The organism is Candidatus Magasanikbacteria bacterium (genome assembly GCA_021648085.1).
Classification (GTDB): Bacteria; Patescibacteriota; Patescibacteriia; order Magasanikbacterales; family UBA922; genus JAKITS01.
This window is the reverse complement of record JAKITS010000001.1, coordinates 192,431-219,111: the sequence shown is the minus strand read 5'-3', so window position 1 is coordinate 219,111 and position 26,681 is coordinate 192,431. Positions and strand designations below refer to the sequence as shown.

Genomic DNA, 26,681 nt, shown 5'->3' with positions numbered 1-26,681 from the left:
TTTCTAAAAGGATATATAATAAACAAACTATAATAAAATATTTAAGAAATAAAATATATGGAAAATGAAAATTTTAGAAAACCAATTGTAGGAATGCAATTGCCAGATTTATCTGTGAATATCTTTCACGAAAATAAATTGGAAGACAATGTAGAGCTTTCAAAATTTAAAGGAAAATGGCTTGTGCTGTTTTTTTACCCAGCAGATTTTACATTTGTATGCCCAACCGAGCTTACAGAGCTTGCAGATAAATACAAAGAGTTTAAAAGTTTGAATGCAGAAATTTTGAGCATTAGCACAGACACATCTTTTACTCACAAAGCTTGGCACGACAGCTCCCCTTCTATCGCAAAAATCCAATATCCAATGGGAGCAGATACAAGTGGAAAGTTGTGCAAACAAATGGGAACTTATTTGGAAGACGAAGGGCTTTCACTTCGCGCAACTATTATTGTAGATCCAGAAGGATTTATAAAAACTTATGAATTGCACGACAATAGTATTGGTCGTTCTGCAGACGAATTACTACGAAAACTTCAAGCTGCTATTTTTGTAGATGAGCACAACGGAATGGTGTGTCCAGCAAGCTGGAAACCTGGGAAAGAAACTTTAACTCCTGGAATTGAATTGGTTGGTAAACTATAAGAAAGACAGTAAATTAGGCAGATTAAGTAAGAAAGGAAAAGAAAAAACACAGACGTCATATTGAGCCTAGTGAAACGAAGTCGAAATATCTCGGAATTGCGTCACCAAAACATAAAATATTCATAATTCTGATAACTCTCTCTCGAGATCCATTCGACTTCATTCCGCTTTGCTTCATTCCGCTCAGGATGGCGTGAAATATTATGTCATATTGAGCGTAGTGAAACGAAGTCGAAATATCCCCGTACAATTTCATATAATGTAAATAATTAAAAACAAATATTAGTTTTTTTCTGTCATTTCGAATCCAAGAATACGGGTGAGAAATCGCTTATATTTTGTGATTTTAAAATGTTTAAGGGAACTCTCACTTTGTTCGAGATGACAAAATTAATTCATTAAATATAAAAATATGAAGCACGAATTACCAAAATTAAAATATTCTTATGATGCTTTGGAACCGTTTATAGATGTACAAACAATGCAAATTCACCACAGCAAGCACCACCAAGGATATACAGATAAATTCAATAAATCATTAGAAAAATATCCAGAACTTCAAGAAAAAAGTGCAGAAGATATTTTGAAAGATATTTCTAGCTTAAATATTTATGAAGCAGACAAAAATGCTATCAAAAATAATGGTGGTGGATATGTAAACCACAATTTATTTTGGAGTGTTTTGGGGCCAAAAAAACAAGTTGATGAAAACTTAGTAAAAGAAATAGAAGAAACTTTTGGATCTTTAGAATCTTTCAAAGAATTGTTTAATAAAGAAGCAGGCACAAAATTTGGGAGCGGTTGGACTTGGCTTGTTCGGGATGAAAATGGAAAACTCCAAGTTTATTCTACTTCAAACCAAGATTCCCCACTTTCAACTGGACACACCCCAATTTTGACTTTAGATGTTTGGGAACATGCTTACTATCTAAAATATCAAAATAGACGAGCCGAATATATTGAAAACTGGTGGAATGTTTTAAAACTTTTACCTTAAAACTTTTATAAAATAAAAAACTGCTTAATTTAAGTAGTTTTTTATTTTATAAAATTTATTTTTATTAAGATTCCAAGATATTTAAAAATAAAATATAACCAAATTTAATTAAAAAATTTTTGAATATTTGCTGTTAGCTGATGTACGCTTTTCCTTTTATTTTCTCTTAAGAAAATGCCTCCATAAAATGGACAAAATTGATTTTTTGTCTTGGTTTTTGGGCAGAGGGATTAAGGACGAATGGTCGAAATCCAAAACACCTTATCAGATTATTTCTTATTTTTTAAAGATATCACGCAAAATACATAAAAAAGTATTTCTATCCCAATTATCGAGGGTTATTGTATTTCTATTCATAAAAGGTATATTTTTTTTGTTCACGCAATCTTGGGCGGTTAAAATTTCATATTTGTCTGAATTATTCATAAAAGCGGGATCAAGTGTTTTGATTTTTGTGAGCAATTCCGAACTAATGCTTCCATCTTTTGTGAAGCAATCTTTTGTAATTAATAGTGTAGTATAATTCTTATTATAATTTAACCAAACATGCCATGGTTCTCTAGGATTTCCGGATTCCTGAAATGAAGGTATTAAGTATCCAAGAATTGGTATTGGGGAATCTACATTAACAATATAACGCAATTCACGTTCTTTGGTGCAAACATATAGCGCGACCACTTATAACCAAACCATTTATTTACTAACTCACGCAACATACTTTTTACTTAAAGATTTAAATAAGTACGCACTACAAGATTTAGAATCAGTCCCATTATTGCCAATGCACAACCCCACTCTGCCTCAAGAACATTTTTTCGAATATTTTTTTCGATAGGGTCTTTTAGCGATTTGTCAGCATAATACAAACTTATTAGTCCTGTTATTATGGTAAGACTTGCTACACCTAATTCTGCCAAGATTACAAATGCGAGAGCTGTTTTGCTGTGTTCAAAAAAGAATGGTTTTTTTCATTTTTTTCTCTTATTTCACGCCACATTTCTTCACGGGATATTGATGGGGTTTTCTTTTTGGCAGACATATTAATTATGATTATTTAGTAATTGTTTTTGGAGTGTAGCGGAGAAAACTCAATTACTTTTTTATTAAAAATAAAAAAATCAATTTTGTCCATTTTGGGAAAGCGAAGGCGATAGCCCTAAAAGGAAAAGCATATTTCAGCTAATATTTGTGTATAACCGAAGTTGGCTGGCTATATAATATTGTATTGGAGTATGTTTATAACCAACCAATTTGCGCGAATGAATAGAGCAAAGCGGAATGAATGAGCCGGTTATACACTGTTAGCTGATGTTGAGCTAATTTATTTAACAACTATTGAGTCAAAAATCGCTTTCACTTCTTTTTTAGTTTGGCTGTCATTCTCGCTGTAATAGAGCCAGACTTCGTACTGATTGTCACCAGAACCTACAGTTAGGGTTTTCTTTGGCACGTAACCATCAATATCTTCTTGTGTTTCAGTACCTTCAAAGCCCCATGGACGATCTCCAAAGTCTTTCATCTGAAAAATTTCCACTCTTTTATTTCCTGCTTTTTCCACTGTCAAAGCTGGGAATGATTGTGTTACTAGTGTAACTGTGTAGCTATTTGGATAATTAAAAGAGTATTTTTCAGATGAATATGTTTCCATGCCAGACCGGATTGATAGCGATTGTGTTGCGCTGTCTGGCTCGGCTGTTTGATATGACTGCCAATAGTAAACTCCTCCCCCAACTACGATTGCCGTAATGATTACAGCGAGAACGATTTTTGACGTGTTTGATTGCATACGTTGTTTTATTAAGAATAATTTGATTATAAATGACTATTTAAATTAGCGCAATTTCAGCTAACGTGGCGCGGATGATCCGAAGTTTCTTGGAGCAAATCCCGAAGGGTTTGCGGAAAGAAATTTTGGATATCCGCTGTTAGGCGAAGTCACTGCCGAAGGGAGTGGTAAATTTAACAAATGATGAGTATCCGCGCCACGTTAATCAAAATACACAGCCGAATGGAGTGATTTTGACTAACTAGTTTATTATCCGAAATATATTTAAAATAATAATTATATTTTATATTAAATGTGAACTTCCTAATAATAATCCGCCAACTTATCCACAATATCAAAACCGCGGATACGCTCTAGAGCTTTTGCCTCGATCTGACGGATACGCTCGCGTGTCACATCAAACTCTCTACCAACCTCTTCCAAAGTATGTGTGACTCCGTCGGTCAATCCAAAACGCATTTCCAAGATCTTTTGTTCACGAGCAGAAAGATCTGAAATAGCTTCGCGAATATAACCACGCAAAATTCCACGACCAGCACTTTGAGAAGGTGTCATATTTTTGACATCTTCTATAAAGTCTGAAAGTGATGAATCATCATCATCATCTCCCACAGAAGTCTCAAGAGAAACGGTTCCTTGAGAAATTTTTATAATGTGTTTAATTTTTACCAAAGACTCATCCATTTCTGCAGCAAGCTCTTCTGGAGTTGGGTCACGCCCCAAATCTTGCAAAAGTCTTCTTTGCATTTGTTGAAATCTGTTGATAGTCTCTACCATATGCACCGGAATACGAATTGTCCTAGATTGGTCTGCCAATGCGCGAGTAATAGCCTGGCGAATCCACCAAGTTGCATAAGTAGAAAATTTATAACCACGCCTATAATCGAACTTTTTCACTGCGCGAAAAAGTCCAATGTTCCCCTCTTGAATTAAATCTAAAAGTGTTAAAGATTTTCCAACAAACCTTTTTGCAATTGAAACTACCAAACGCAAGTTTGCCTCAATCATTTTCTTTTCAGCTTCTTTATCAAACCTTTCTTTTCTCTTTGCAAGTGAAACCTCCTCTTCTGCAGTAAGCAAAGGAATTTTTCCTATTTCACGCAAATACATTTGAATAGAATCCTGAGCAATTGAACTTAGATCGAATTTACCACCAGCCGTATCTGGATGTTTTCCTTGTAAACCTTCCAAAAGTTCATTGTGTCGACTTCTGTCTCCCAAAATTCCACCATCTTTGGATTCTGTAATAGTAATACTATTTACATCCAATTCATCCAAAAACCACAGATAAAGTGGTAAATATCTTTCTAAATGTGGGAATATACGCAAAACTTCTATTTCTATCAAAAAACCCCTACCCCTACCTTTTTGTATCAATGACATTACTTGCAATTGAGACGGTGGGGGTGGCAGATCAGATTTTTTGATTATAGATCTTTTTTGCACCTTTTTTTCTACATCTTTAATACTTCTAGGTTTTCTAGAAGTTTTAGCTTTTATTTTTTTTGTAACAACTTTTTTTGTTGCCTGTTTTTTTACTGAAGTTTTTTTGTCGTTCTTTGGTTTTTTGACCGTTAAACGTGTTTGAACTGCCTTTTTAGCAGTTTTTTTATCCCCCTTTTGAGTTGTAGTTTTTTTAGCTTTAGCTGGCATAAATATTAGCCAATACTTTAAATTTAAAATTAATTCTTTTTTAACATTTTATTTAATTCTAACAAAAGTTCTGAGGTTTTTTGATTATCCCCCTTATTCTGTGCTCTATCTAGTAATATTTGCAGTTTTTGAAGTTGTTCCTTTTTCCAATCTTCTTTTATTTCTTTTATTGCAAATATAATGTCTACCTCTGCTTTGTCTTTGTTAAAATTATAAATTTCTTTGCTTCCTTTTCCTTCTAAAATTAAAATTTTAGTTAAAATTTCTGCATCTTTGAAAACAAAATAATCTTGTATTTTTGTAAAATCAAAATCACAAGACTTAGTATACTCTTTTTTCAGCAATTCGTAAAGTTTTTTATACTCGGAACCAGAGAAATACTTTTCTTCTAAATTTTTAAATACTAATTCTGCTGTTTTTGGAAACTTAAAAAGTAAAAGTAAAACCTCTTCAATAAGCAAATCTAGTCTATTTTTTTTTATTTCAGTTTCTTCCTCTTCTTTTTGTTTATCCTCCACCTTTCTAAATCTTTTTTTCTGCAAAGAAAATAACCTCTTCGCCTCATCTCGTAAAACTGAAATATCCACACCCAACTCCGAAGAAAGTTTTTGCATCCAATGATCTTTTTCAATCTCTTTTGGAATAAATGAGATTTCCAAAAGCAAATCCTCTGCTATTTTTTGTTTATCTTTTGGATTATTTACATCTTTTCCTTTGAAAATTCTCTCAAAATTCCAATCCATTACATCTTTTGCACCATCCACCAATTCAAACCATTTTTCTTTATCTTTTTTTATAGCTTCGTCTGGATCTTTACCAAACTCTTCTTGGAGCATTACAACTTTTACACTCATTTCTTGAGTTCTTGCAATATCCACACCTCTTTTTGCTGCAATTTGTCCAGCATTATCAGCATCAAAACTCATTATCATTTCTGGCGCATATCTTTTCAAAAGTTTAATTTGCCTTTCAGTGAGCGCCGTACCACTACTTGCCACAACATATCTCATATCTGCCTGCCAACAAGCTATCACATCCATTTGCCCTTCTACCACCAAAACTTTTTTTTGTTTTCTTATTATTTGCTTTGCTTTATTCAATCCAAAAACCACAGCAGATTTATCATAAACAGGACTTTGCGGAGTATTTACATATTTTCCCCCACTCTTTTCTGTTTCTACTAATACACGACCCGTAAAACCAACTACATTATTGTTTATATCCCAAATTGGAAACATAATTCTTCCTCGAAATCTATCATAAAAACCTCGCCCACTCATAGAATTTGCCCCATCTTTTTTTATAGTCAAACCGGAAAACACCAAATCGTCTATTGAAAATCCTTTTTTGAGCAGATAATTTGTCAGCAAACTCCACTGATCTGGTGCAAAACCAATTCTCCACTCGTCTATTGTTTCCTGTATCAATCCTCTATTTTTCAAATAATCTCTCGCAGGCTTAGCCGTTGGCATTTTTTCTAGAAAATTATAAAAAAATCTAAGTGCCTGAATATTTATTTCGAACAATCTATTTTTTTGACTTTTATCTATTTCGCTTTTGTAAGTTTCCATCTCCACCCCAGCCCTGTTCGCCAAAAGTCGCAAAGCTTCCACAAAATCCATTCCTTCTATTTCTTGAATAAAAGTAAAAATGTCCCCTCCTTTACTACAACCAAAACAATGCCAAATCTGCTTTTCTCGGCTCACCATAAAAGACCCTGTTTTTTCGGAATGAAAAGGACACAAACCTTTCAAGTTTGTTCCTGCAGGTTTTAGCTTTACATATTCACCTACCAAATCACCCACATCTATTTTGTCTTTTATCAATTGTGTATTTGTATCTGCCATAATTTATATACTTATAATATACTTGAATCCACAAAAATATCAAGCTAAAAAAATAATTGACAATTTAATAAAAAAAGATTAAAATTATAACATTATTTTTAACTCTAAAAAAATAGTATGAATTCCATACTCAAGACACTTCGCGGGAAATTTAATCCCTCAAAATCTAAAAGGTTTGTAAAAAAAGCCTTATTTTTTTCACTTTTTGTATACGCTGTCGCACCTTTTATTGCAAAAGCTGGTGAAGGCGCTGTAGAAGGTCACGGAGCACTTGCATCTACTTTTTTGTGGATTGCTGTGATATTGATATTTGCAAAAATATCTAGCTTAATTGAGAAATTTGGACAACCGTCTGTTTTGGGAGAATTGGTAATGGGTGTTATTTTGGGAAATATTGCACTACTTGGAATTCACTGGTTTGAGCCAATAAAACACGATTCTATTATTACATTTTTGGCAGAATTAGGAGTTGTAATTTTACTATTCCAAATAGGATTGGAATCAAAAATAAGCGAAATGAAAAAAGTTGGGACCAAAGCATTAATGGTTGCAATTGTTGGTGTTGTTCTACCTTTTATACTTGGAGCTTATATTGTGGGGCCTTGGCTTATGCCTGGTTTAGATCCAAATGCTTACTTATTTTTAGGAGCTGCACTTACAGCAACCTCTGTAGGAATTACAGCTAGAGTTTTCCAAGATTTAGGAAAACTACAAATGAAAGAAGCACAGATTGTACTTGGCGCTGCTGTAATTGACGATGTTTTAGGACTTATTATTTTGGCAGTTATTTCTGCACTTGTGACGGCTGGAGCAGTGAGTTTAGGAACTATTACTTTAATCACTGCAAAAGCAATTATGTTCCTTGTTGGTTCAATTGTTTTAGGTCAATTACTTGCAAAACATATTGGAAAATTGTTTTCAAAAATTCACTCTGGTGTTGGAATGAAATTTACAATTATAATTTCATTTGGTCTTATATTTGCTTATCTTGCTTCTATTATTGGACTTGCTCCTATTGTTGGTGCTTTTGCAGCAGGATTAATTTTAGATTCTGTTCACTTTAGATTTTTCAAAGATCCAGAGGTTGTAAGCCATGTAAAAGAAGCTGTACAAGATGCGGAGCCAGCTCTAAAGGCAAAGGTGACGCGCGCCATAAATAAATATTCAGATCATCATATAGACGAGCTTATAAATCCAATTGGGCACTTCTTAATACCTATTTTCTTTGTTGTGACAGGCATGACTGTAAAAATTGAGACGATGTTTGATATCAAGGTTTTGGCAGTTGCTCTGACTTTAACAGTTGTAGCATTTTTCGGAAAAATCATCGCTGGTTACGCCGCTGGAAAAGGTGTAAACAAAGCTTTGATTGGTTTTGGAATGGTGCCTCGTGGTGAAGTTGGGCTTATCTTTGCAACAATTGGAAAAACTCTAGGAGTTGTTTCTGACGAAGTATTCTCTATAATCGTAATTATGGTTATTTTGACCACACTTCTCACTCCACCTATTTTGACTCACTTGTTGAAAAAGATGGATAAAAAAGAAACACTTGCTAGAGCTTAGAGAAAAATAAACAAAAAAACCTGTTGTAAAAAGCAGGTTTTTTTATTTAAAATTTATTTCCTATCCAAAGTTTTCTTCTGAGCCGTAGCCAAAATCTCCGGCATCTGTTTTGAATGAGTTTTTATTTTCTGGTATTTTTTCTTCTAATACAGTTTCACCAAACACCCTTTCCATTGGGAGTGAAATTGGCGGTTCTGATTTCTTGCCTTCTGATTTTTGTAGAAGCGGAGTTTTAACTGTGGAAATAGGAAAATGCCAAATAGTTGCAAGTTCTTCTATGTTCAAAACAAAAGGATCTGAACCATTTGAAATCTTTCTTTTTTTGTAAGAGTTCAATAAATTTATCTTTTTTGTGTTTGAACGATTTTTAGTAAAAAAGTATGATGCCCCTACTCCACTCTTTGGAACTAAAGAGTTTGCACTTGGAACATTGAACTGATTAATAGCACCCATTAATGCACTGACTCCTCTGTTTGGTCTAAAAACTTCTTTGCGAGCCAAATACACCCCTCTCATTTTTGTCCTAAAACCAATCTTACTAATTTTATTTTCCATTGCTTCTACAAGTTTCACTTGTCCTGGAGTCATCATAGAAAGCTTGTTCAAAGGCTCTGGTCTTGTTGGAGTTGATTCTGTAGTGAAAAATTGATCTCCAATACCTTGCAAAAGTTTTAACGGTGCATCTGTCATCATGTCTCCAATTGATTTTGACGAAGAATTTTCACCAATCATCTCTTTTATTTTTTTGATCGCTTTTTCTTTCCAATTATTTGAAATTGGTGAAATTAGAATCTGAAACCACATTTGCTCACCTTGACCAATCCTACTAAAACTCTCCAAAAAAGCACTCATTGGATCACGAAGTGCAGTAGTTTCTGTTCTTGCTACAGAATGCTCAAAATCTCTGTAAGTACGAAGTGGGTAAGCGTTGTTTTCAGCAAGACCAAAATCTGCCGCCCAAATGTCATATTCTTCATCTGGAAAACTTTTTGGTGTATTTATTGTATAATCTTCCACTTCTGTAATATCTGCTTCTGGATATTGAGCATACATTGCAGCTTCTACCAAATCTCGCAATGACTCCTCTGTGCGAACCAAAAATTGAATATAACCATCTATACTAATAATCTCAAAACTAAACCAACGCTGAACAAAACCACCGCGATATTTTTCTGCAATATCTGGCTTATTTAGTGCACCTGCCAAATGAGCAAAAAGTTGTTCTACTGCTTTTGGACTCTGTTCATTGTTTGCTGGAATATCTATTGCAAGCAAAACCCACTTCCAATCTTTCATATATTTTCCCTGTCTGTATTCTACATAAAAATAAATAGCAACAAACAAAAGAAGCCACACAAAAATAGCCCAACCAAATGTAATAAATAATTTGAATATTACAACATCAACAGGACTCGAAAAAAAATCTATCAATAATTTTATAAATGAATCTAAACTTGTCATAATTAAGCATCAACCAAGTTATACACAGCTGTATATACTATCAGAATTCCAATAGCTGTCCAAAACCAGCCGTTGGCACCAGAAACATAACCAACCCAATAAATTAGCAGAGCTACTAAAGCTCCAATAAAAGCAATAAAATGTCTGATCATATTTTATATTATAATGATGAATTTATTATATCATAGAAATAATATATACGATATCTTATTTTTCCCCCTAACCTCCCGAACATTTGAAATTTTTGGACTAATTTTTTATAAAGATTTATGGTTTTCTGAGAATACAGAAAATAACGAATTTAGCGAACTGTGGTGAGTTAAATAAATCTTTATAAAAAATTAAGCCGTAAATTATCAACCGTTCGGCACTTTTGGTTACATCTTGGTGTCAAAAGGTAAAGTGAGAACATTTTGATGTTATGGTTAAAAAAGAATGTTTTTAAATCAATGTTTAAGGGATTCTTGCTGGCAGGCAAGCCCCGCTTTGATTCAAAATGACAGAAAAAGGAACTAATATTTTATTTTAATTATTTATGTTTTTGTGATATTGCACAGGGATCTTTCGACTCCACTTAGTTTTGCTCAAGATGCCATAAAGAAATAATACAAATAAAAATCTCGCTTAATTGCGAGATTTTTGAATTTATATATTTTTTACTTTTTTCGTTTTGCCAAATCTTGCCAAGTCGCCAAAAGCGGTGCTGCTAAGAATATTGAAGAATATGTTCCAGTCAAAATTCCAATTATAAGTGCAAGTGAGAAGTAATGGATTGACTCTCCACCAAACAAGAATAATGCTGTTAACACTAAAAGTGTTGTAGCAGAAGTATTTATTGAGCGCGGGATTGTATCTTGCACACCTTGATTGATAGATTCCACAAATCTGTCACTTCCTTTTTTAATAAGATTTTCACGAACACGATCGAATACAACAATAGAGTCGTTTACAGAATAACCTAAAATTGTCATTAATGCCACCACAAACGCCACATTTATTTCTACTCCAAAATACCTACCTAAAATTGCAAATATACCCAAAGTAATAATAACATCGTGAACCAATGCAATAATAGCAGAAACACCATACTTCCAAGATTGGATCGGTCTTGAAACTCTTCTAAAGGCGTAGGCCACATACAAAACTATAGCGATTATAACTGTCAGAATAATATAAACAGACCTTTCTCTAAGCTGTGTACTGATAGTTGGTCCAATAGTTTCAAAACGCTGTTCCAAAACTCTATTTTCTTCTGTTTCAAAACTTGCCCTAACTTTTTCCAATATATCTTTGTGTTCTTCCTCACCAATAAATTTCATTTTTATCAGAACACCTTTTTCATCCACAGATTGAACAGCTACACTTTCATAACCTTCCAGAACTTCCATTATCTCTGAGTTGTTTGGTCGCTCTGTCGCAAACTCAAACTCCATAAGTGATCCGCCAGCAAAGTCTATTCCTGGTTTTAGACCAAACACTGCAAGCAAAATTATACTTATTCCAACAATAACAGCTGAAAAAGTAAAACTAACCTTTCTATAATCTACAATTTTAAAGTTCTTTTTCATATATTTATTTTGCATCTTTATTTGGTCTATATCCTAAAAATAACATATTCCCTTTTTCTTTGAACCAAGGAGCTATATATCTCAATAAAACTCTTGTGACAGTAATTGCTGTGAACAAACTTACAAATATACCAATTCCAAGTGTAATAGCAAAACCTTTTACAAAACTTGTACCAAGCATAATAAGTAGCGCACAAGTAATAAGTGTTGATATGTTTCCATCTCGAATAGAGCTCCAAGCGCGAATAAACCCTTCTTCTGTGGCAGTTTTCAAACTCTTTCCCAATTTCAACTCTTCTTTTAACCTCTCAAATATAAGAACATTTGCATCCACAGCCATTCCAATTGAAAGTACAAAACCTGCAATTCCAGCCAAAGTAAGTGTAACACCGATAAGCTTGAACAAAGCAAGTGTAAGTGATATATAAAGTGATAAAGAAATAACAGAAATTAACCCAGGAATACGATAGTACACAATCATAAATATCATAACCAGTACTATTGCAATCGCTGCAGCTTTCAAACTTTTTTGCATAGATTCTATACCTAGTGTCGCACCAACTGTTTGTTGAGATATTATCTCAACAGGAACAGGAAGTGCACCAGCGTTTAATCTTTGTGAAAGTAGTCCTGCTTCTGTAATGTTGAAACTTCCACTAATTACAGCACTACCGTCTGTGATAGGCTCATTTACTCTTGGGATACTTATCGGCTCACCGTCCAAATAAATCGCAATCGGCTTTCCAACATTTTCAGTAGTTATATTTTTAAATAATTCTGTTCCTTCAGAATCAAACTGAAGTGAAACTTGAACAGCCCCAGTGTTTGGATTACTTACAACCTCGGCTCTTTCCAATTGTTTTCCAGAAAGTCCTGTATTCATCCACGGATCTTGTGGTGGTAAAATATCTAATTCTGATTTTGTGCTGACTACCAAATACCAAGCTTCTATGTTTTGGTTTATTTTTTCATCTGTTTTATAAATTATATGAAAACCGTATTGAGTTTCTACTGGACCCACTATTTCTCCAACACTCGCATTAAACGAAGCTTCTCCAAAATCGCCTACCATTGCCTCTTTTGGAAAAAACCCAAGATCTCCACCATTTTCCTTTGAACCTGGATCTGTGGACCATTGGATTGCTAAATCTGCAAAATTATCAGCATTTGCCTGCTCAAAAATTTTCTGTGCTTTTGCCAACGCTTCTGTTTTTGTATAATTCGCACCCTCACACCTAGAAGCACCTAGATAACAAATCAAAATATGACTTGCACGAACCTCCATATCCCCATCTGTAGACCCACCTCTTTTTGCAATTGCAAAACCTTGATTTGTTTCTAGTAATTCTTGAGATACAGAACCATCGCTTACAGAGCTAGCCCAACTGTACAAATCTGCATAAGGACCAACACTAGAAATAAACCCTAAATATCCACCATTATTTCTGCTTAGTTCATCTTCTGAATTTTGCTCCGCAAACTCTTCAAAGTCTGTACCGTTTTTAATTTCTGTTAAATATCCTTCTGCTTTTTTACGAGCTATTTTATTAAACTCGTCCATTTCTATTCTCTCCTCTTCTGTTAGTTCACGCGGAGGAATTATGTTTTCTTTTTTAAATTCCAAAATTGGAGTCTCGCCAATTTTATCTTTTGCTTCTTGTATATCTGTGACACCTGGTAATTCTACAATTACACGATAATCTTCTCCAACTTTTGTTGTTTGTACATTTGGCTCTCCCACACCAATTGCGTTTACACGCCTTTCAATTACATCTCTCACACCTTCTACTGCATCGCCACGATCTTCCACATCTATCTGACTAACATCAGCTTGATATACAAGATGGGCTCCACCTTGAAGGTCTAACCCTAAAGCAAACTCCTTGTCCAAAACCATTGGGATTCCAATTCCTGTTTTATTATTTATACTTTCTACCCAACCGTTGAACAAGTTTGGCGCGTCAAAAATAACTGTCGCCAAAAGTAACACAAAAATTCCTATCACTCCCCACCTTGTCTTTGCACGCAACTTCTTCTTTATTGAACTCATAAATAAGATTATCAATTATGTGAGTCGAAACCACTCATAAATATATCACCTACCGAAAATTCTAAATTTTGACTGCGACTTTAAGAAAAAATATTTCCACTATTATTATAGTTCAAAGATTTTTTCTTTTCGTCTCGCTCAAAATTTAAAACTCTCGCAACGGCACAATATTTATTAGCGGTTCCTATTATATACCACCCCTCGTAGCAAGTCAATATAAAATTGTTAATAAAAGATTGTTTTTAAAACAATCTAACATCTTTTTTATCAGAAATTCATATAAAATGCAAATTTACAACAAAATAAACAAAAAAAGAGGTGAAATAAATCACCTCTTTGAATTTTACAAACTATCTAATCTCAAATTGATTACACAATTCATTATATCTTTTTGAACCAAAAACTTCTCTAGCATCCGAACTGTCTAATGTGGTAATAATATGATATATCACAAAAGGAATATTCAAAACTCCAGAAGGTTTATTTTCTAATTTTAGATAATTTTGTCCTAAAAAATTACCACTAATATGCATAGTCCCAACATTATCAAGAATAGCAAAAACTCTATCTATTCTATGCTGTCTTTGCCCTAAAAAATATTCAATCGATTCTCGAATTGCAGGACAACTGAAAAGTCTCATAAGTTGATCGTCGTTGTAATCACTATCTTCAGGATTGTTATTTTTTGCTTTGAGTGTTTTTGACTTTTTCTTTTGTCTTTTACTCTTTTTACCCCTCTTCTTTACAACACCACCGTTTTGAATAGCTTTATTTATAAACTTGTCTGTATGAGCTCTTCTTATGTCAGCCAAGCGTTTTTCCTCCGCCATTCTTTCTTTTTTGCTTGCTTCCAAAAAGTTATGTGCTAAAGGATCTTTTAAGCATTTCTCGCAAACTAAAAGATTCCTATCTCCATAACACTGCAATTCATTGGCTGAATACTCTTTTTGGCAAGATTGACATTTAGCATAGGTTTTCACTTCCCCTCCCTTCCTTGGATTGAGTTTGTAAAATTGTAAAGAACTATTCTGCCAATTTATTATACTACATTCTTTTCTTAATTCTTGCAAGCTAATTAACCAAGAAATTTAAAACTTTTTTCCTTTTTTCCATCTATTTCTATAGTTTCCAAAAATATTTATATATTTTTATTAAACAAAAAAACCTGTAATAAGACTTTTTTATTATTTTAAAATACCACAAGCGAGGCTTTTTATCTTCTTACTTAATCGCTAATCTACTTTTCCTACTCTCCGTGACATTTTTTATACTTTTTTCCACTTCCACAAGTACAAGGATCATTTCTTCCAACTTTTTTTCCGCTTTCATCTCGTTCCTTTCCTTTTTGTCTTATTCTTCTTTTTCCTGTATCTCCACTATTCTTTTTTGCGCCTTGCAATATAATTTTATCATTTGCCATTACAGTTGGCGCAACTTTCAACCCTATACTTACTTTGAAAAAAGCATAAACAACTTCTTTTTGAATATCTGCCAAAAGTTGATTGAACATAAAATAAGATTCTTTTTTGTATTCCACAAGTGGATCTCTTTGTCCATAACCTTGCAAACCTATGCTTCCACGCAAATAACTCATACTTACCAAATGCTCTACCCAAAGAGTGTCTATTGCACGCAGAAGTATTCCTTTTTCAACCTGCTTCATCATTTTTTCACCCTTTTCTTTTTCTCCAGAATATTCTGTAAATTTATCTTTCAAAGAATTGTATTCTGTCTCGGCCTTATTCATCAGGAATTTTACTATTTTGTCTCTTGCTTCTACATCTTCCAGTTTTGAATCCCCACTTTTTCCCATATGAAGAAGTTCTTCTCGTTCACTATTTGTAAAAGAAAAAATAGTATGCATTATTTTATAAATACCTTGCAAATCCCACTTATCCATATCTTCCACATTTGTATTTTTAGAAACTATATATTCAATTTCTTGCTCTACATCAGACAAAATTAAGTCTCTAAAAGAAGTAAAGACATCGTCGCTTGTGCTCAATTTTTCACTAGGATTAACAACAACATCCAATCCTTTTTCCAAATCCAAAATTGCTCTTCTTTTTTCATATATTACACCTCTGTGGCGACTTAGTACATCATCATACTGCAAAACATGTTTTCTAATATCAAAATGATGGGATTCCACTTTTTTCTGTGCACCTTCCAACATTTTTGTAATGATTTTAGTCTCAATTGGCATATCTTCTGGGACTTTCATTTTGTCCAAAACAGTTTTCAGCCTGTCCCCTGCAAAAATACGCATTAAGTCGTCTCCAGTTGAAACATAAAATTGAGTTTCTCCTGGATCACCTTGACGAGCAGAACGACCACGAAGCTGGTTGTCTATTCTACGAGATTCATGACGCTCTGTACCCAGTACAAACAAACCACCTAAATCTTTTACCTTTTGCTCTTCATTTTTATCATACGGCGCGCCACCCAGCTTGATGTCTACTCCACGACCAGCCATGTTTGTAGCAAGCGTCACAGCACCAACTCTACCAGCTTGCGCTACTATTTCACCCTCGCGTTCATGGTTTTTCGCATTCAACACTTCATGTTTTACTCCATTTTCATCCAAATACCTACTCAATTCTTCATTTTTTTCTACAGAAATAGTACCAACCAAAATTGGCTGACCTCTTTCTTGGCATTCTTTAATTTTTCTCAAAACCGAAATATTTTTACCTTTTTCTGTTTTATAAATTCCATCAACATGGTCTTTTCTTTGATCTGGTCTATTCGTTGGAATTACAATTACATCCAACGAATAAATTTTTATAAATTCCTCTTCTTCTGTTTTTGCAGTACCTGTCATTCCAGAAAGTTTTTTGTACATTCTAAATAGATTTTGAAATGTAATAGTCGCCAAAGTCTGGCTTTCGCGCTGAATAGCAGAACCCTCTTTTGCCTCAATTGCTTGATGCAACCCTTCTGAATATCTGCGACCTGGCATTTTTCTACCTGTAAACTCATCAATAATCACAATACTCCCGTCAGCTTCAACCACATATTGTTTGTCTTTTATAAACAAAACTTCTGCTTTTAAAGCCTGTTCCAAATGATGAATTTTTCTCATTCCAGCTTCAACATACAAGTTATCCACACCCAGCCAACCTTCAACTTTTTTGATTCCTTCTGCTGTCAAAACAGCGCTATTCAATTTTTCGTCTATTTCGTAGTCTTCTTCTTTTTTAAATCTTTTTGCTATATTTGCAAACTGATAATATTGTTGTGCAGCTTCTTGTGCAGGAGCAGAAATAATAAGCGGAGTTCTAGCCTCATCGATTAAAATTGAATCTACCTCATCGATAACGCAATAATGCATTTCGTTTCCCGGACGCATTACCATTTCGTCTAGGCTTTGCGCCATATTGTCGCGCAAATAATCAAAACCATATTCATTGTTTGTTCCATAAGTTATATCACATCTGTATGCTTCTTTTCTGGAACACGGACGCAGGAATTCGTCTTCTACTTTAAAACTACCTGCTTCGTCTCTTTCACCATCTTCATCACTTCCTTCTGGTCTACCATTTGAATCATAAATAAAACTAACGCGCTGATTTTGCACAATTCCAACAGTCATTCCCAAATAATCATAAACTTGCGCCATCCAAACCGCATCACGCTTTGCCAAATAATCGTTTACTGTCACAACATGAGCACCCTTTCCTGCCAATGCATTCAAATATATTGGCAAAGTTGCAACCAAAGTTTTTCCCTCACCAGTACGCATCTCGGCAATTTTTCCTTGATGCAAAGAAATTCCACCAATAAGCTGAACATCATAATGACGCATTTTGGTAGTACGCTTTGAAACTTCACGCACAACAGCAAAAGCTTCTGGCAAAATATCATCCAAAGTTTCACCTTTTTCCAATCTAGCTTTAAACTCCTTTGTTTTACTTTTAAGATCAGTTTCTGACAATTTTTCGTATTCATCTTCAAGTGAATTTGCCTTATCCACGAGTGGTTGAATCTCTTTTATATATTTTTTATTCTGATCTCCTAGCAATTTTGATAATAACTTTCTCATAAAAATTTTATTAAATAAGCCTTGCTTATACTAGGAGATTGTAGCATAAACATACTTTTTTGTCTATAGTTTTTATTGACAAAGAACATAGAAAGTGATATAAATTTAATGCTCTTTGACAACTCACAAACGGAGAAGTAGAAAATGGAAATGCAATCTCAAGTTTATGCTATTGTTTTTGATATTGGAAATGTTTTACTAGCGACTTCTTTTCAGAAAACAAATAAAGCCATGGCAGAACTTACAGGTTTAAGTGTGGAAGAGGTTGTAAAAACTTTTTTTAAAAATCCTACAGCAAGAAAAATTTGGCGACAATCACAAATGGGTAAGATAAATTTAGAAAAATTTTGTAATGAAATTCTCAGTTTGCTTAATGTTTCAGGACAAAATATAAGTCATGAAGAATTAAAACAAGCTTTAACTTCTAGCGGTTCTGAAAATCCAGAAATTTGGGAGCTAATTGAAACTTTTGCAGAAATAAATCCAAAAGTTAAAAGAGCTATTATTTCAAATAATGCTTCTTTATATAGAGAAAGCGGGCAAAAACTTATGCCGCGTTTGGGAGAGTTCTTTTCTCCTGAAAATATTTTTATGTCTCACAAAGTTGGACTAATGAAACCTGATCCTGCTATTTTTACCAGCACCTGTAAAAAACTAGGTGTTGCAATAGAAAATATAGTTCTTGTGGATGACAACACAGAAAATGTTGAACAATTCAGAAAAATGGGTGGGGTTGCGATTCAATATGATTGTTCAAAACATTATATAGTTCATTTGTGGACAAAATTGGGAAATATCGGTCTTTTATAAAAACTAAAACCCATACTTTTATTAGTGTGGGTTTTTTATTTACAAAAAATATTAAAAATGGTATAACTCTATTGATCTTTAAAAACTTACACAAGGAGAAAAGAATGACTTATCCAATTCGCGCAGTTGCATTTGATATTGGTCGTGTACTTATTGATTTTGAACATTTTGTGTTTTGCCAAAATATGGTTCCGCATTGTAATGAACTTGCAGCTACACAAATTTATCAAAGGATTTTTGGGTGTATTAAAGCTGTTAATTTATGGAATAGCTATGAATTGGGATATTTAAATACTAAAGATTTTGTGAATTCATTGAAATATGCTTTAGGAATTAAAGATGAAAAGTTTGAGGCTGAAGAATTACTTGAAATATCAACAACATCATTTTTCTTAAATGAAGGTATTTTAGAAATTCTTGATGATTTAATAGAAAAAAAAGTTCCTATTTTTATGATTTCAAATATATGTGAACTTCACTGGTCTGCCTTAAGTAGAAAATTCCCCTATTTAATAGATAGATTTCCAAGTCAAAATAGAATTTTATCCTTTAAATTGGGCATCAGAAAACCAGACAGTGCCTTGTATAGAATAGCCCTCCAGACGCTACAAATGTATACACCTAAAGAAAAGTCTAGAGGTATTCAAGATATTCTATTTATAGATGATCTTTTTGAAAATGTATATGAATTTCAACGCTTAACAGGCCAAGCAGAACAATATAGCTGTAGAACACACACAATAGAAGATCTTAAAAAAATAATTCGAAAATACAAAATCTGGCCATAAACCAAAACCCACACTTTAGTTAGTGTGGGTTTTTTATTTTAACTTTCTATTTTAATCTTCCAAATAATATTCTTTACTTTCTCTAATTTCCAGTCTATCAATATGTCTTCGTTTTTCTTTCATTTTTTCCAATTCAACTTTCAAATGATCTTTTGCTTTATCAATTGATTTGTACAAACTCTCGGCATCTTTTTCCATTCTTATTGTTGAGTTTGGTACAAATACATTGATCTTTGAATAAAAAATCTTTCCTTTATTATGATGGTTCGATTTCTTCCCTATTTCCACATCAATTTGCTGGATATTCTCAAAATATTTCTGAAGCATTTCCATTTTTTCTGTTGTGTATTGTTTTATAGTTTCAGTCAAATCTATTCCTCTTGCAGTTATATTTATATTCATAAAAATTAATTAAAAATAAATTAAGCCATAAACTGTCAACCGTTCGGCACTTTTGGTGTCAAAAGATAAAATGAGAAAGTTTTAATGTTATCGTTAAAAAAATGTGTTTGAATCAATGTTTAAGGGATTCCCGACTGCCAGCGTGCAGGTCTCACTTTGTTCGAAATGACAGAAAGGAAATAAGAATTTTACAAAATTCTTATTTCTTCTTCAATATTTATACTATATTTATCGTACACCCCAGCCTTTATTTTTTCAATTAAAACTAGAATATCACTAGCTGTAGCTCCGCCCAAATTCAATATAAAGTTACAATGTTTTTCACTAATTTGCGCATTTCCACTTTTCAAACCTTTTATTCCCAAACTTTCTACCAGCCAACCAACTGGAACCAAATTTTTATCCAAAAACTCTTGTAGTACCCCTTTCTTTTTCAATTCTTCTTTTTCTTCTTCATTTTTTATTTCATAATTTTTGAAAATACAACCACTAGAAGAAAAACCTTGTGGTTGAGACAGATTTCTTTGTTGAATATTTTTTATAGCTTGCTTCATACCCTCTTTTGCTTCTCCTTTTTCCAATTCCAAAACTACTTTCAAAACCACCTCATTACTTGTTTTAAATCTGCTGTCGCGATATCCAAACCCAGACTCTTTGTTTGTTATTTTTATTACTTCACCATCCTTATAAATTTCAACTTCTTTTACAAAATCTTTTACTTCCCCTCCCATTGCTCCAGCATTTCCACGGACTGCCCCACCAATTGTCCCAGGAATTCCAACTCCCCATTCAAAACCAGTCAATCCTACCTCCATAGATTTTCTAGCAACATCAACTGTGGCGCAACCTGCACTCGCCGTCAGTAAATTCCCATCCACATTTATTTCACAAACTTTTACTTTTACCACCACACCATCGTATCCCTCGTCTGAAACCAAAATATTACTTCCTCCACCCAAAATAAAATAATCTTTCCCAGATCCTTCTAAAAATTTCAATAAATCCACAAAATTTTGCATTTTCCCTACTTCCACAAAATATTTTGTAGACCCACCAATCTTGTAAGTTGTATGCTTACTCATAGGTTCGTTTGCACGAACCTTTCCAAAATTCTTCAATTCGTTGTAAAATAAATCCATAGGATACTTTTCAAAAGTTTAATTTTAGTGTATACTTACACATCATACAATATTTTAATTATGATAGAACTAACCAACCCAATAGTTTATGTGAGTCGCGATATTGAGCGCGCTCTTGGTTTTGATATAAATACTACCAACTACTATATTATCTCAAATGATAGTAATTTTGCAACAAAAACAAAGGAAGACAGAGAAAATGTTTTGTTAATAAAAAATGAAAAGATTTTGGATACTTATGAGCTTTTGCAAAATCCTGAAGTTGTGGAGTTTGTAAATAAATTCTCAAATCCACAGATTTTGGTTTTCAAAAATACAATTCAAATAGAAAGAATTTGTACAGAAAAAAACTGGACTTTGTTGAATCCACCAGCAGAATTGGTAAATAGAGTTGAACAAAAAATTTCTCAAGTGGAATGGCTTGGTGATCTTAGTAAATTTTTACCAAAACACAAAATAGAACTTTGTGGAGATTTAAAGTGGAATGAAGAAAATTTTATACTGCAATTTAACAGAAGTCACACAGGATCTGGAACTATTTTGGTAGAATCTGCAAAACAATTAATTGAAATAAAAGAAAAATTTCCAAAAAGAGAAGCTCGAATTACAAAATACATAGATGGTTCACTTTTTACAAACAATAATTCTGTAACCAAAAATGGAATTTTGTTTGGAAATATCAGCTATCAAATTACAGGGCTTGCGTCTTTCACAAAACAAAAATTTGCAACAATTGGAAATGATTGGGGTTTTGCAAATACATTTTTAAACGAAGAACAGAAAACAGATTTTTTTAAAATTGCAAAAGAAGTTGGTGAAAAACTACAAAAAGACGGTTGGAGTGGATTGTTTGGAATAGATGTTATTTTGGAAAAAGAAACAGGAAAAATGTATTTAATAGAAATAAATGCTCGCCAACCAGCTTCCACAACTTTTGAATCAACTCTGCAAACTCCACATTCAAAAGAAGAAATCACAACTTTTGATGCTCATTTGGTTGGACTTTTGGATTTAGAAACAAATTCAAAAGTTAAACAAATTGAAAATGGCGCACAAATTATATTGCGAAAACAAAGTGAAACAAACATAACAGAATTAGCCAAAAAACTTTGTGCAGAAAATTTTACTGTAATTCAATACGAAAATGAAAAAATGGAAAGCGATTTACTAAGAATTCAAAGTAATGAATCCTTAATTTCTGCACCAAACAAATTAAACGAACTTGGTGAAAAAATAAAAAATATTATATCAACCTAAATTATATGAATACAAAAAGCCTATCGAAAAAAGCTCTCGGCGTAATCGCCGGATTCAAAGAATTGGAAATTTCAGGCCTTAAAATTTCTTGCCCATACTTCATAAACAAAGGAAAAAAAGTTCGTGCCGGATTGAAAGTAATGATCGGCAAAGGAAGTCCGGAAGATATAAAAAAAGAGATTGAACTATTGGCATTACGAAAAAAAGTTGATTTGAAAAAGTTGGACAAAAAAACATTAAATCAATTTTTTGTAGATAACAATATTGGAATAGACTGCTCTGGTTTTGTTTTTTATGTTTTGGACGCAGAGATAAAATCTCGCAAACTTGGTGGATTAAAAAGACACCTAAGATTTCCTTTGATAAAAAATCCGTTGCGCAAAATTTTGGCTCAATTTAGACCAATAGAAAATACAAATGTAAAAAATCTAGTACACAACAAAAATAGTTTTGAGGTAATGCTAAGCCAAGTAGAGCCAGGAGATTTAATTGCACTTACCGGCGCTGGAGAAAAAAATAGTTTTGATCATGTTTTGATTGCACACAAAGTTGGCTATGAAAATGATCTACCGACAATTATTCACTATACTCACTCACTAAAATGGTCTGTCGATACAAACCCTAGTCATGGAATAAAAGAAGGCACAATAGAAATATCTGATCCCAAAAAATCCATTTTGGAACAAAAATGGACTGAAAATAAAAAGACAGGAAAAGAAAACGAAACCCTTCAAAGATTTACAGATGCAAAATGGTTTGGGATAAGACGCTTGACAGCTTTTCAAAAATAATAGATCACCTTATTTAGGTTAGAAAAATAAAGGACTGACGTTTAATTTTATTATTTATATTTTGTGATATTGCATGGGGATATTTCGACTCCGTTTCACTTCGCTCAATATGACGTAATATTACCACGTCATCCTAAGCGACAGTCGAAGGATCCCCTATTTTGATTAACAAATTTTATACAAAAATAAAACTTGCAAATTAATGCAAGTTTTTTATATGGTTGGCAAATACTTCCAACATATTTTTCTTTTCCCAAAAAAAATGAATATCGTTAGTATCTCCTATAATAATTTTATAAACAAGGAGTGCTACTAGACAAAGAACAGTACACCTACAAATCCATTTTACACCTTTTTCCTGACCACTCACATCCATGTCTTTACTTTTTTTCATGATTTTCTCCTTTTGTTTGAGAGTGTTCTATGCAATCTATCATATATTTACAAAAAAATCAAGGTCAACTTGTAAAAAACACTACTTTTTGATACTATTTCACTATAGTAAAAATGCATTTAAAATTTCTTTCTTAGCTCCTCTTTACTCTATTTTTGCTACAAAAATTCTAAAAAAGTTCAATATAGTACTGCTATTTTTCACTTTTTTATAATGTTTTCGCTCAAAATATAATAAAACTGACCTAAAAAAAAGATTAAATAAATTCTTAGCGTTAAAATTTACCAATTATGACTATAGCACCAGAATCATTAGACTTACTTAAAACGGCCGTTGGATTCGGTCTTGTTTCGTGCTTTATTGCTTTTTTGTGGGCACCACTTCTTACAAAATTTTTGTACAAATACAAAATAACCAGAAGAGCTGAATACGATGCAACACTTGCGATGGGAGCTAGAAAAAGTAAAGTTGGTGTTCCAGTGATGGGTGGATTACTCGTAATTATCACAGTCGCAATAATCACAATGCTGTTCAATTGGGAGCGTGAGTTTACTTGGGTTCCAATTGGTGTCATGCTTTTGGCTGCGACTTTGGGAGCACTAGACGACATCATGAATATTTTTGGACAAAAAAGAAAACACAGAACCGTAAAACATATTTTAAAACTAATTCGTGTTCACAAAAAAATAAGTCATAGAATTTGGTTTGCAATCACTTTTCCATGGACAGTTTTCAAAAGAGCTACACTTTGGCTTGGTTCTCACCCAGGAAAAGGTGTACATGTTCACGAAAAATTAATCTTACAATTTATAGCTGGTGCAATTACAGCATATTGGATTTACTTTAAACTTGGCGAGCATTGGCGAGAAATTTACATCCCGTTCGATGGATTTTTGAATATTGGCTGGTGGATAATCCCTCTTATTATCCTTTTTGTAATGTTCACAGCAAACGCAGTAAATGTAGCAGACGGTATGGATGGTTTGGCTGGTGGCTCTCTTATCACAACTTTCATGGCACTCACAGTTTTGAGTTGGATTATTGGATACGAAGAAATTACAATTTTAAACGCTACGACCGTTGGCGCATTGATTACTTATACTTATTTCAACATCAAACCAGCTAGATTTCAAATGGGAGATGTTGGCTCTCTTGGGCTTGGAGCACTGCTGGCTATCAACGCAATCGTTATAAACAAAATGTTACTTTTACCATTTTTGGCATTTATTTTTTATATAGAATTATTGAGTGTAATCATACAAGTTGGAGGTCGTTATACACTTGGCAGAAGAATTTTCAAAATGGCACCGATTCACCACCACTTTGAACTTCGTGGTTGGAAGGAAGAAAAAACCGTAATGCGTTTTTGGATGATTCACTTAGCTTTTGTAATGCTTAGTATTTGGATAGCGCTGTTTTAATTATGAAATACCTGTCTTGGGACGAAAAAAATATAAATGATTTTAGCGAAGAAAACATAAACTCTTTGTACAACCAAGGTTATGTTTTTACACGCGTAGAAAAAGGATTGATGAACAAAACTCGTAGTGTTCGTATTGATTTAAGTAAATTTGAATTGTCTAGCGAAAATCGTAGAATACTCAGAAAAACAGAAGAAATACATCTTGAGCTTAAAAATTTACCACTTGAAAATTATCATTGGAATATTCACAAAATGGGTAAAGATTTTTACGAAACTAAGTTTGGTGAAGGGGTTTTTAGCGCAAACAAAATCAAAGAAATTTTTACAAATCCAGAAAAAAGCAATTTCAATAAAGTTTTTAAATACACCACAAACAACGAACCTGTTGGATATTGTATAGCTTATGAAAATTCAGAAATATTTCACTATTCTTATCCTTTTTACAATTTGAATACAGACAACAAAAATACAGGAATGGGGATGATGCTAAAAGCTATTGAATACGCCAAAACTATTGGTGCAAAATATATTTATTTGGGCTCAGCACAAAGACCAACCGATATTTACAAATTACAATTTAAAGGTTTGGAATGGTTTGATGGAGAAAATTGGAGTGATGATTTAGAAAAATTGAAAGAGATATTAGTAAAAAAACCAAAACACATACATTTCATAGGAATTTGTGGAGTTGCCATGAGCGCTCTGGCAATTGCATTCAAGAAAAAAGGTTGGGCTGTCACAGGAAGTGATGCTGGATTTTTTCCACCAATTTCTACACACTTAAAAGAAAAGCAGGTGACATTTTACCCAGGCTGGCATCCAGAAAAAATGGCAGCAAATGGAAATCCAGATTTGGTAGTTGTGGGAAATGTAGCAAGTTCTACAAATGCAGAATGGAAGTTTGTTTTGGAAAATAAAATTCCATATATGTCTTATCCAGAAGTAATTGCAAAATATTTTTTGAAAGAAAATTCACTTGTTTGCGCAGGAACTTATGGAAAAACTTCAAACACAACACTTTTGACTTGGATTTTCAAAAATTCAGAAATGAACCCAAGCTATATGTTTGGTGGGCTTTCTGCAAATATGAAGGAAAGTGCAGAAATTACAGACGGAAAATGGAGTATTTTGGAAGGTGATGAATATAAAACTGCTCGCTGGGATATAAAGCCAAAATTTAGTCTTTATTCCCCCACTCATGTACTTTTGACAGCCTCAGCTTGGGATCATGCAGATATTTACCCAACAGAAAAAGATTACAAAAATGCTTTCAAAAATTTAGTAAAAATGATTCCAGAAAATGGGCTTCTTGTGGCTTGTACAGATGGAAAAAATATTGCCGAAGTTTTAGAAGAATACAGTGGAAAATTGATAAAATATGGTGAATCTGTAGAAAACGATTATAGCTATAAAAACATAGTTCAAACAAAAGAAGGTTTAAGTTTTGATATTATCCACAATAGAGAAATTTACAAAATAATACTGCCAATTATTGGAGAATATATGGCAGAAAATATCTGCGGATGTTTTGCTATGGCGCACCAAACTGGAATTGAACCAGAAAAAATAATAAACGCACTGGGAAGTTTCCGTGGAATAAAAAGAAGATTAGAAAAAAGATTTAGTGGAGAAATAGATATTTACGACGATATCTCCCACTCACCTACAAAAGCAATTTCTGTATTATCCACACTCAAAAAGCTTTATTCTGAAAAAGTTATTGCAATTTACGAACCAAATACAGGAAATAGAAAAAGTCAGTCTTTTCCTTTTTATGACAATGCTTTTGAAAATGCGGATACTGTAATCATCCCAAGACTTACAAAAGTAAAATCTGCCAGCGAAGAAAGTAAACCTGCAGACGGAAAAGAATTGGCAGAAATTATAAAGAAAACTCACAACAATGTTTTATATTTAGAGCAAGACGCTGAACTTCTAGAATATTTAGAAAAAAATAGTGAAGCTGGAAATGTTATAGTTTTCCTAGGTTCCCACGGCTTCCGCGGAATGATTAAAAATTTGGTAGACAAACTTACATCGTCCTGAGTGGAATGAAGTGGAG

General features: G+C 33.2%; 21 protein-coding genes. 9 read left to right on the top strand and 12 right to left on the bottom strand.

The features are described 5' to 3' along the window. Positions 1 to 93: 93 nt before the first annotated feature. Both L3J07_00980 and L3J07_00975 read left to right on the top strand, forming a co-directional pair. Complete coding sequence (locus L3J07_00980; GenBank protein MCF6276400.1) at positions 94 to 645, top strand: redoxin domain-containing protein; 552 nt, start codon at positions 94 to 96, stop codon at positions 643 to 645. A gap of 412 nt (positions 646 to 1,057) precedes the next feature. Then, positions 1,058 to 1,642, top strand: coding sequence for a superoxide dismutase (locus L3J07_00975; GenBank protein ID MCF6276399.1), 585 nt, complete (start codon positions 1,058 to 1,060; stop codon positions 1,640 to 1,642). A gap of 1,321 nt (positions 1,643 to 2,963) precedes the next feature. Here the strand turns inward: L3J07_00975 and L3J07_00970 are convergent. From L3J07_00970 to dnaG, 3 genes are all read right to left on the bottom strand, one after another. Beyond that, positions 2,964 to 3,428 (bottom strand): hypothetical protein, encoded by a 465-nt coding sequence (locus tag L3J07_00970; protein MCF6276398.1) that lies wholly within the window; start codon positions 3,426 to 3,428, stop codon positions 2,964 to 2,966. Between the two features lie 303 nt (positions 3,429 to 3,731). Then, positions 3,732 to 5,081: a sigma-70 family RNA polymerase sigma factor gene (locus L3J07_00965; protein MCF6276397.1), complete on the bottom strand. Its 1,350-nt coding sequence runs from the start codon at positions 5,079 to 5,081 to the stop codon at positions 3,732 to 3,734. A gap of 29 nt (positions 5,082 to 5,110) precedes the next feature. Continuing rightward, positions 5,111 to 6,928 carry a DNA primase gene (dnaG, locus tag L3J07_00960; GenBank protein MCF6276396.1) on the bottom strand — a complete coding sequence of 606 codons (1,818 nt, stop codon included), beginning with the start codon at positions 6,926 to 6,928 and terminating at the stop codon, positions 5,111 to 5,113. Positions 6,929 to 7,045: 117 nt separating this feature from the next. On the opposite strand from dnaG, the gene L3J07_00955 reads away from it, so the two are divergent. Beyond that, the gene (locus L3J07_00955) at positions 7,046 to 8,491 is read left to right on the top strand and encodes a cation:proton antiporter (protein MCF6276395.1); all 1,446 of its coding nucleotides are present in this window, start codon (positions 7,046 to 7,048) and stop codon (positions 8,489 to 8,491) included. Positions 8,492 to 8,551: 60 nt separating this feature from the next. Here L3J07_00955 and L3J07_00950 read toward each other — a convergent pair whose 3' ends face one another. The 6 genes from L3J07_00950 to secA all read right to left on the bottom strand — a co-directional run bounded on the left by L3J07_00950 (position 8,552) and on the right by secA (position 17,615). Then, on the bottom strand, positions 8,552 to 9,952 hold the full coding sequence (locus L3J07_00950; GenBank protein ID MCF6276394.1) for a hypothetical protein: 1,401 nt from the start codon (positions 9,950 to 9,952) through the stop codon (positions 8,552 to 8,554). Positions 9,953 to 9,954: 2 nt separating this feature from the next. Further along, complete coding sequence (locus L3J07_00945; GenBank protein MCF6276393.1) at positions 9,955 to 10,104, bottom strand: hypothetical protein; 150 nt, start codon at positions 10,102 to 10,104, stop codon at positions 9,955 to 9,957. A 504-nt stretch (positions 10,105 to 10,608) separates the two neighbouring features. After that, positions 10,609 to 11,520 (bottom strand): protein translocase subunit SecF, encoded by a 912-nt coding sequence (gene secF, locus L3J07_00940; protein ID MCF6276392.1) that lies wholly within the window; start codon positions 11,518 to 11,520, stop codon positions 10,609 to 10,611. Between the two features lie 4 nt (positions 11,521 to 11,524). Then, a complete protein-coding gene (gene secD / locus L3J07_00935; GenBank protein ID MCF6276391.1) occupies positions 11,525 to 13,570 on the bottom strand; it encodes a protein translocase subunit SecD in 2,046 nt (681 codons plus the stop codon). 350 nt (positions 13,571 to 13,920) lie between these two features. Further along, positions 13,921 to 14,550 (bottom strand): hypothetical protein, encoded by a 630-nt coding sequence (locus L3J07_00930; protein ID MCF6276390.1) that lies wholly within the window; start codon positions 14,548 to 14,550, stop codon positions 13,921 to 13,923. 266 nt (positions 14,551 to 14,816) lie between these two features. Further along, positions 14,817 to 17,615 carry a preprotein translocase subunit SecA gene (gene secA, locus L3J07_00925; GenBank protein MCF6276389.1) on the bottom strand — a complete coding sequence of 933 codons (2,799 nt, stop codon included), beginning with the start codon at positions 17,613 to 17,615 and terminating at the stop codon, positions 14,817 to 14,819. A gap of 144 nt (positions 17,616 to 17,759) precedes the next feature. On the opposite strand from secA, the gene L3J07_00920 reads away from it, so the two are divergent. Together L3J07_00920 and L3J07_00915 are read left to right on the top strand one after the other, a co-directional pair. After that, positions 17,760 to 18,425: an HAD-IA family hydrolase gene (locus L3J07_00920; GenBank protein MCF6276388.1), complete on the top strand. Its 666-nt coding sequence runs from the start codon at positions 17,760 to 17,762 to the stop codon at positions 18,423 to 18,425. A gap of 26 nt (positions 18,426 to 18,451) precedes the next feature. Then, the gene (locus tag L3J07_00915; protein ID MCF6276387.1) at positions 18,452 to 19,213 is read left to right on the top strand and encodes a hypothetical protein; all 762 of its coding nucleotides are present in this window, start codon (positions 18,452 to 18,454) and stop codon (positions 19,211 to 19,213) included. A gap of 51 nt (positions 19,214 to 19,264) precedes the next feature. Here the strand turns inward: L3J07_00915 and raiA are convergent, their stop codons facing one another. Both raiA and murB read right to left on the bottom strand, forming a co-directional pair. Then, on the bottom strand, positions 19,265 to 19,615 hold the full coding sequence (gene raiA, locus L3J07_00910) for a ribosome-associated translation inhibitor RaiA (GenBank protein MCF6276386.1): 351 nt from the start codon (positions 19,613 to 19,615) through the stop codon (positions 19,265 to 19,267). A gap of 188 nt (positions 19,616 to 19,803) precedes the next feature. After that, entirely contained in the window at positions 19,804 to 20,754 is a 951-nt protein-coding gene (murB, locus tag L3J07_00905) for a UDP-N-acetylmuramate dehydrogenase (protein ID MCF6276385.1), read from the bottom strand. Between the two features lie 60 nt (positions 20,755 to 20,814). On the opposite strand from murB, the gene L3J07_00900 reads away from it, so the two are divergent. Further along, positions 20,815 to 22,011 carry an ATP-grasp domain-containing protein gene (locus tag L3J07_00900; protein MCF6276384.1) on the top strand — a complete coding sequence of 399 codons (1,197 nt, stop codon included), beginning with the start codon at positions 20,815 to 20,817 and terminating at the stop codon, positions 22,009 to 22,011. 5 nt (positions 22,012 to 22,016) lie between these two features. Next, on the top strand, positions 22,017 to 22,802 hold the full coding sequence (locus L3J07_00895) for a hypothetical protein (GenBank protein MCF6276383.1): 786 nt from the start codon (positions 22,017 to 22,019) through the stop codon (positions 22,800 to 22,802). Positions 22,803 to 23,001: 199 nt separating this feature from the next. Here L3J07_00895 and L3J07_00890 read toward each other — a convergent pair whose 3' ends face one another. Further along, on the bottom strand, positions 23,002 to 23,196 hold the full coding sequence (locus tag L3J07_00890) for a hypothetical protein (GenBank protein MCF6276382.1): 195 nt from the start codon (positions 23,194 to 23,196) through the stop codon (positions 23,002 to 23,004). Between the two features lie 290 nt (positions 23,197 to 23,486). Here L3J07_00890 and L3J07_00885 point away from each other — a divergent pair, with 290 nt between their 5' ends. After that, positions 23,487 to 24,617, top strand: a complete 1,131-nt coding sequence (locus L3J07_00885; protein ID MCF6276381.1) for a phospho-N-acetylmuramoyl-pentapeptide-transferase — start codon at positions 23,487 to 23,489, stop codon at positions 24,615 to 24,617. Between the two features lie 2 nt (positions 24,618 to 24,619). Beyond that, the gene (locus L3J07_00880) at positions 24,620 to 26,665 is read left to right on the top strand and encodes a Mur ligase domain-containing protein (protein MCF6276380.1); all 2,046 of its coding nucleotides are present in this window, start codon (positions 24,620 to 24,622) and stop codon (positions 26,663 to 26,665) included. The last annotated feature ends 16 nt before the right edge of the window (positions 26,666 to 26,681 follow it).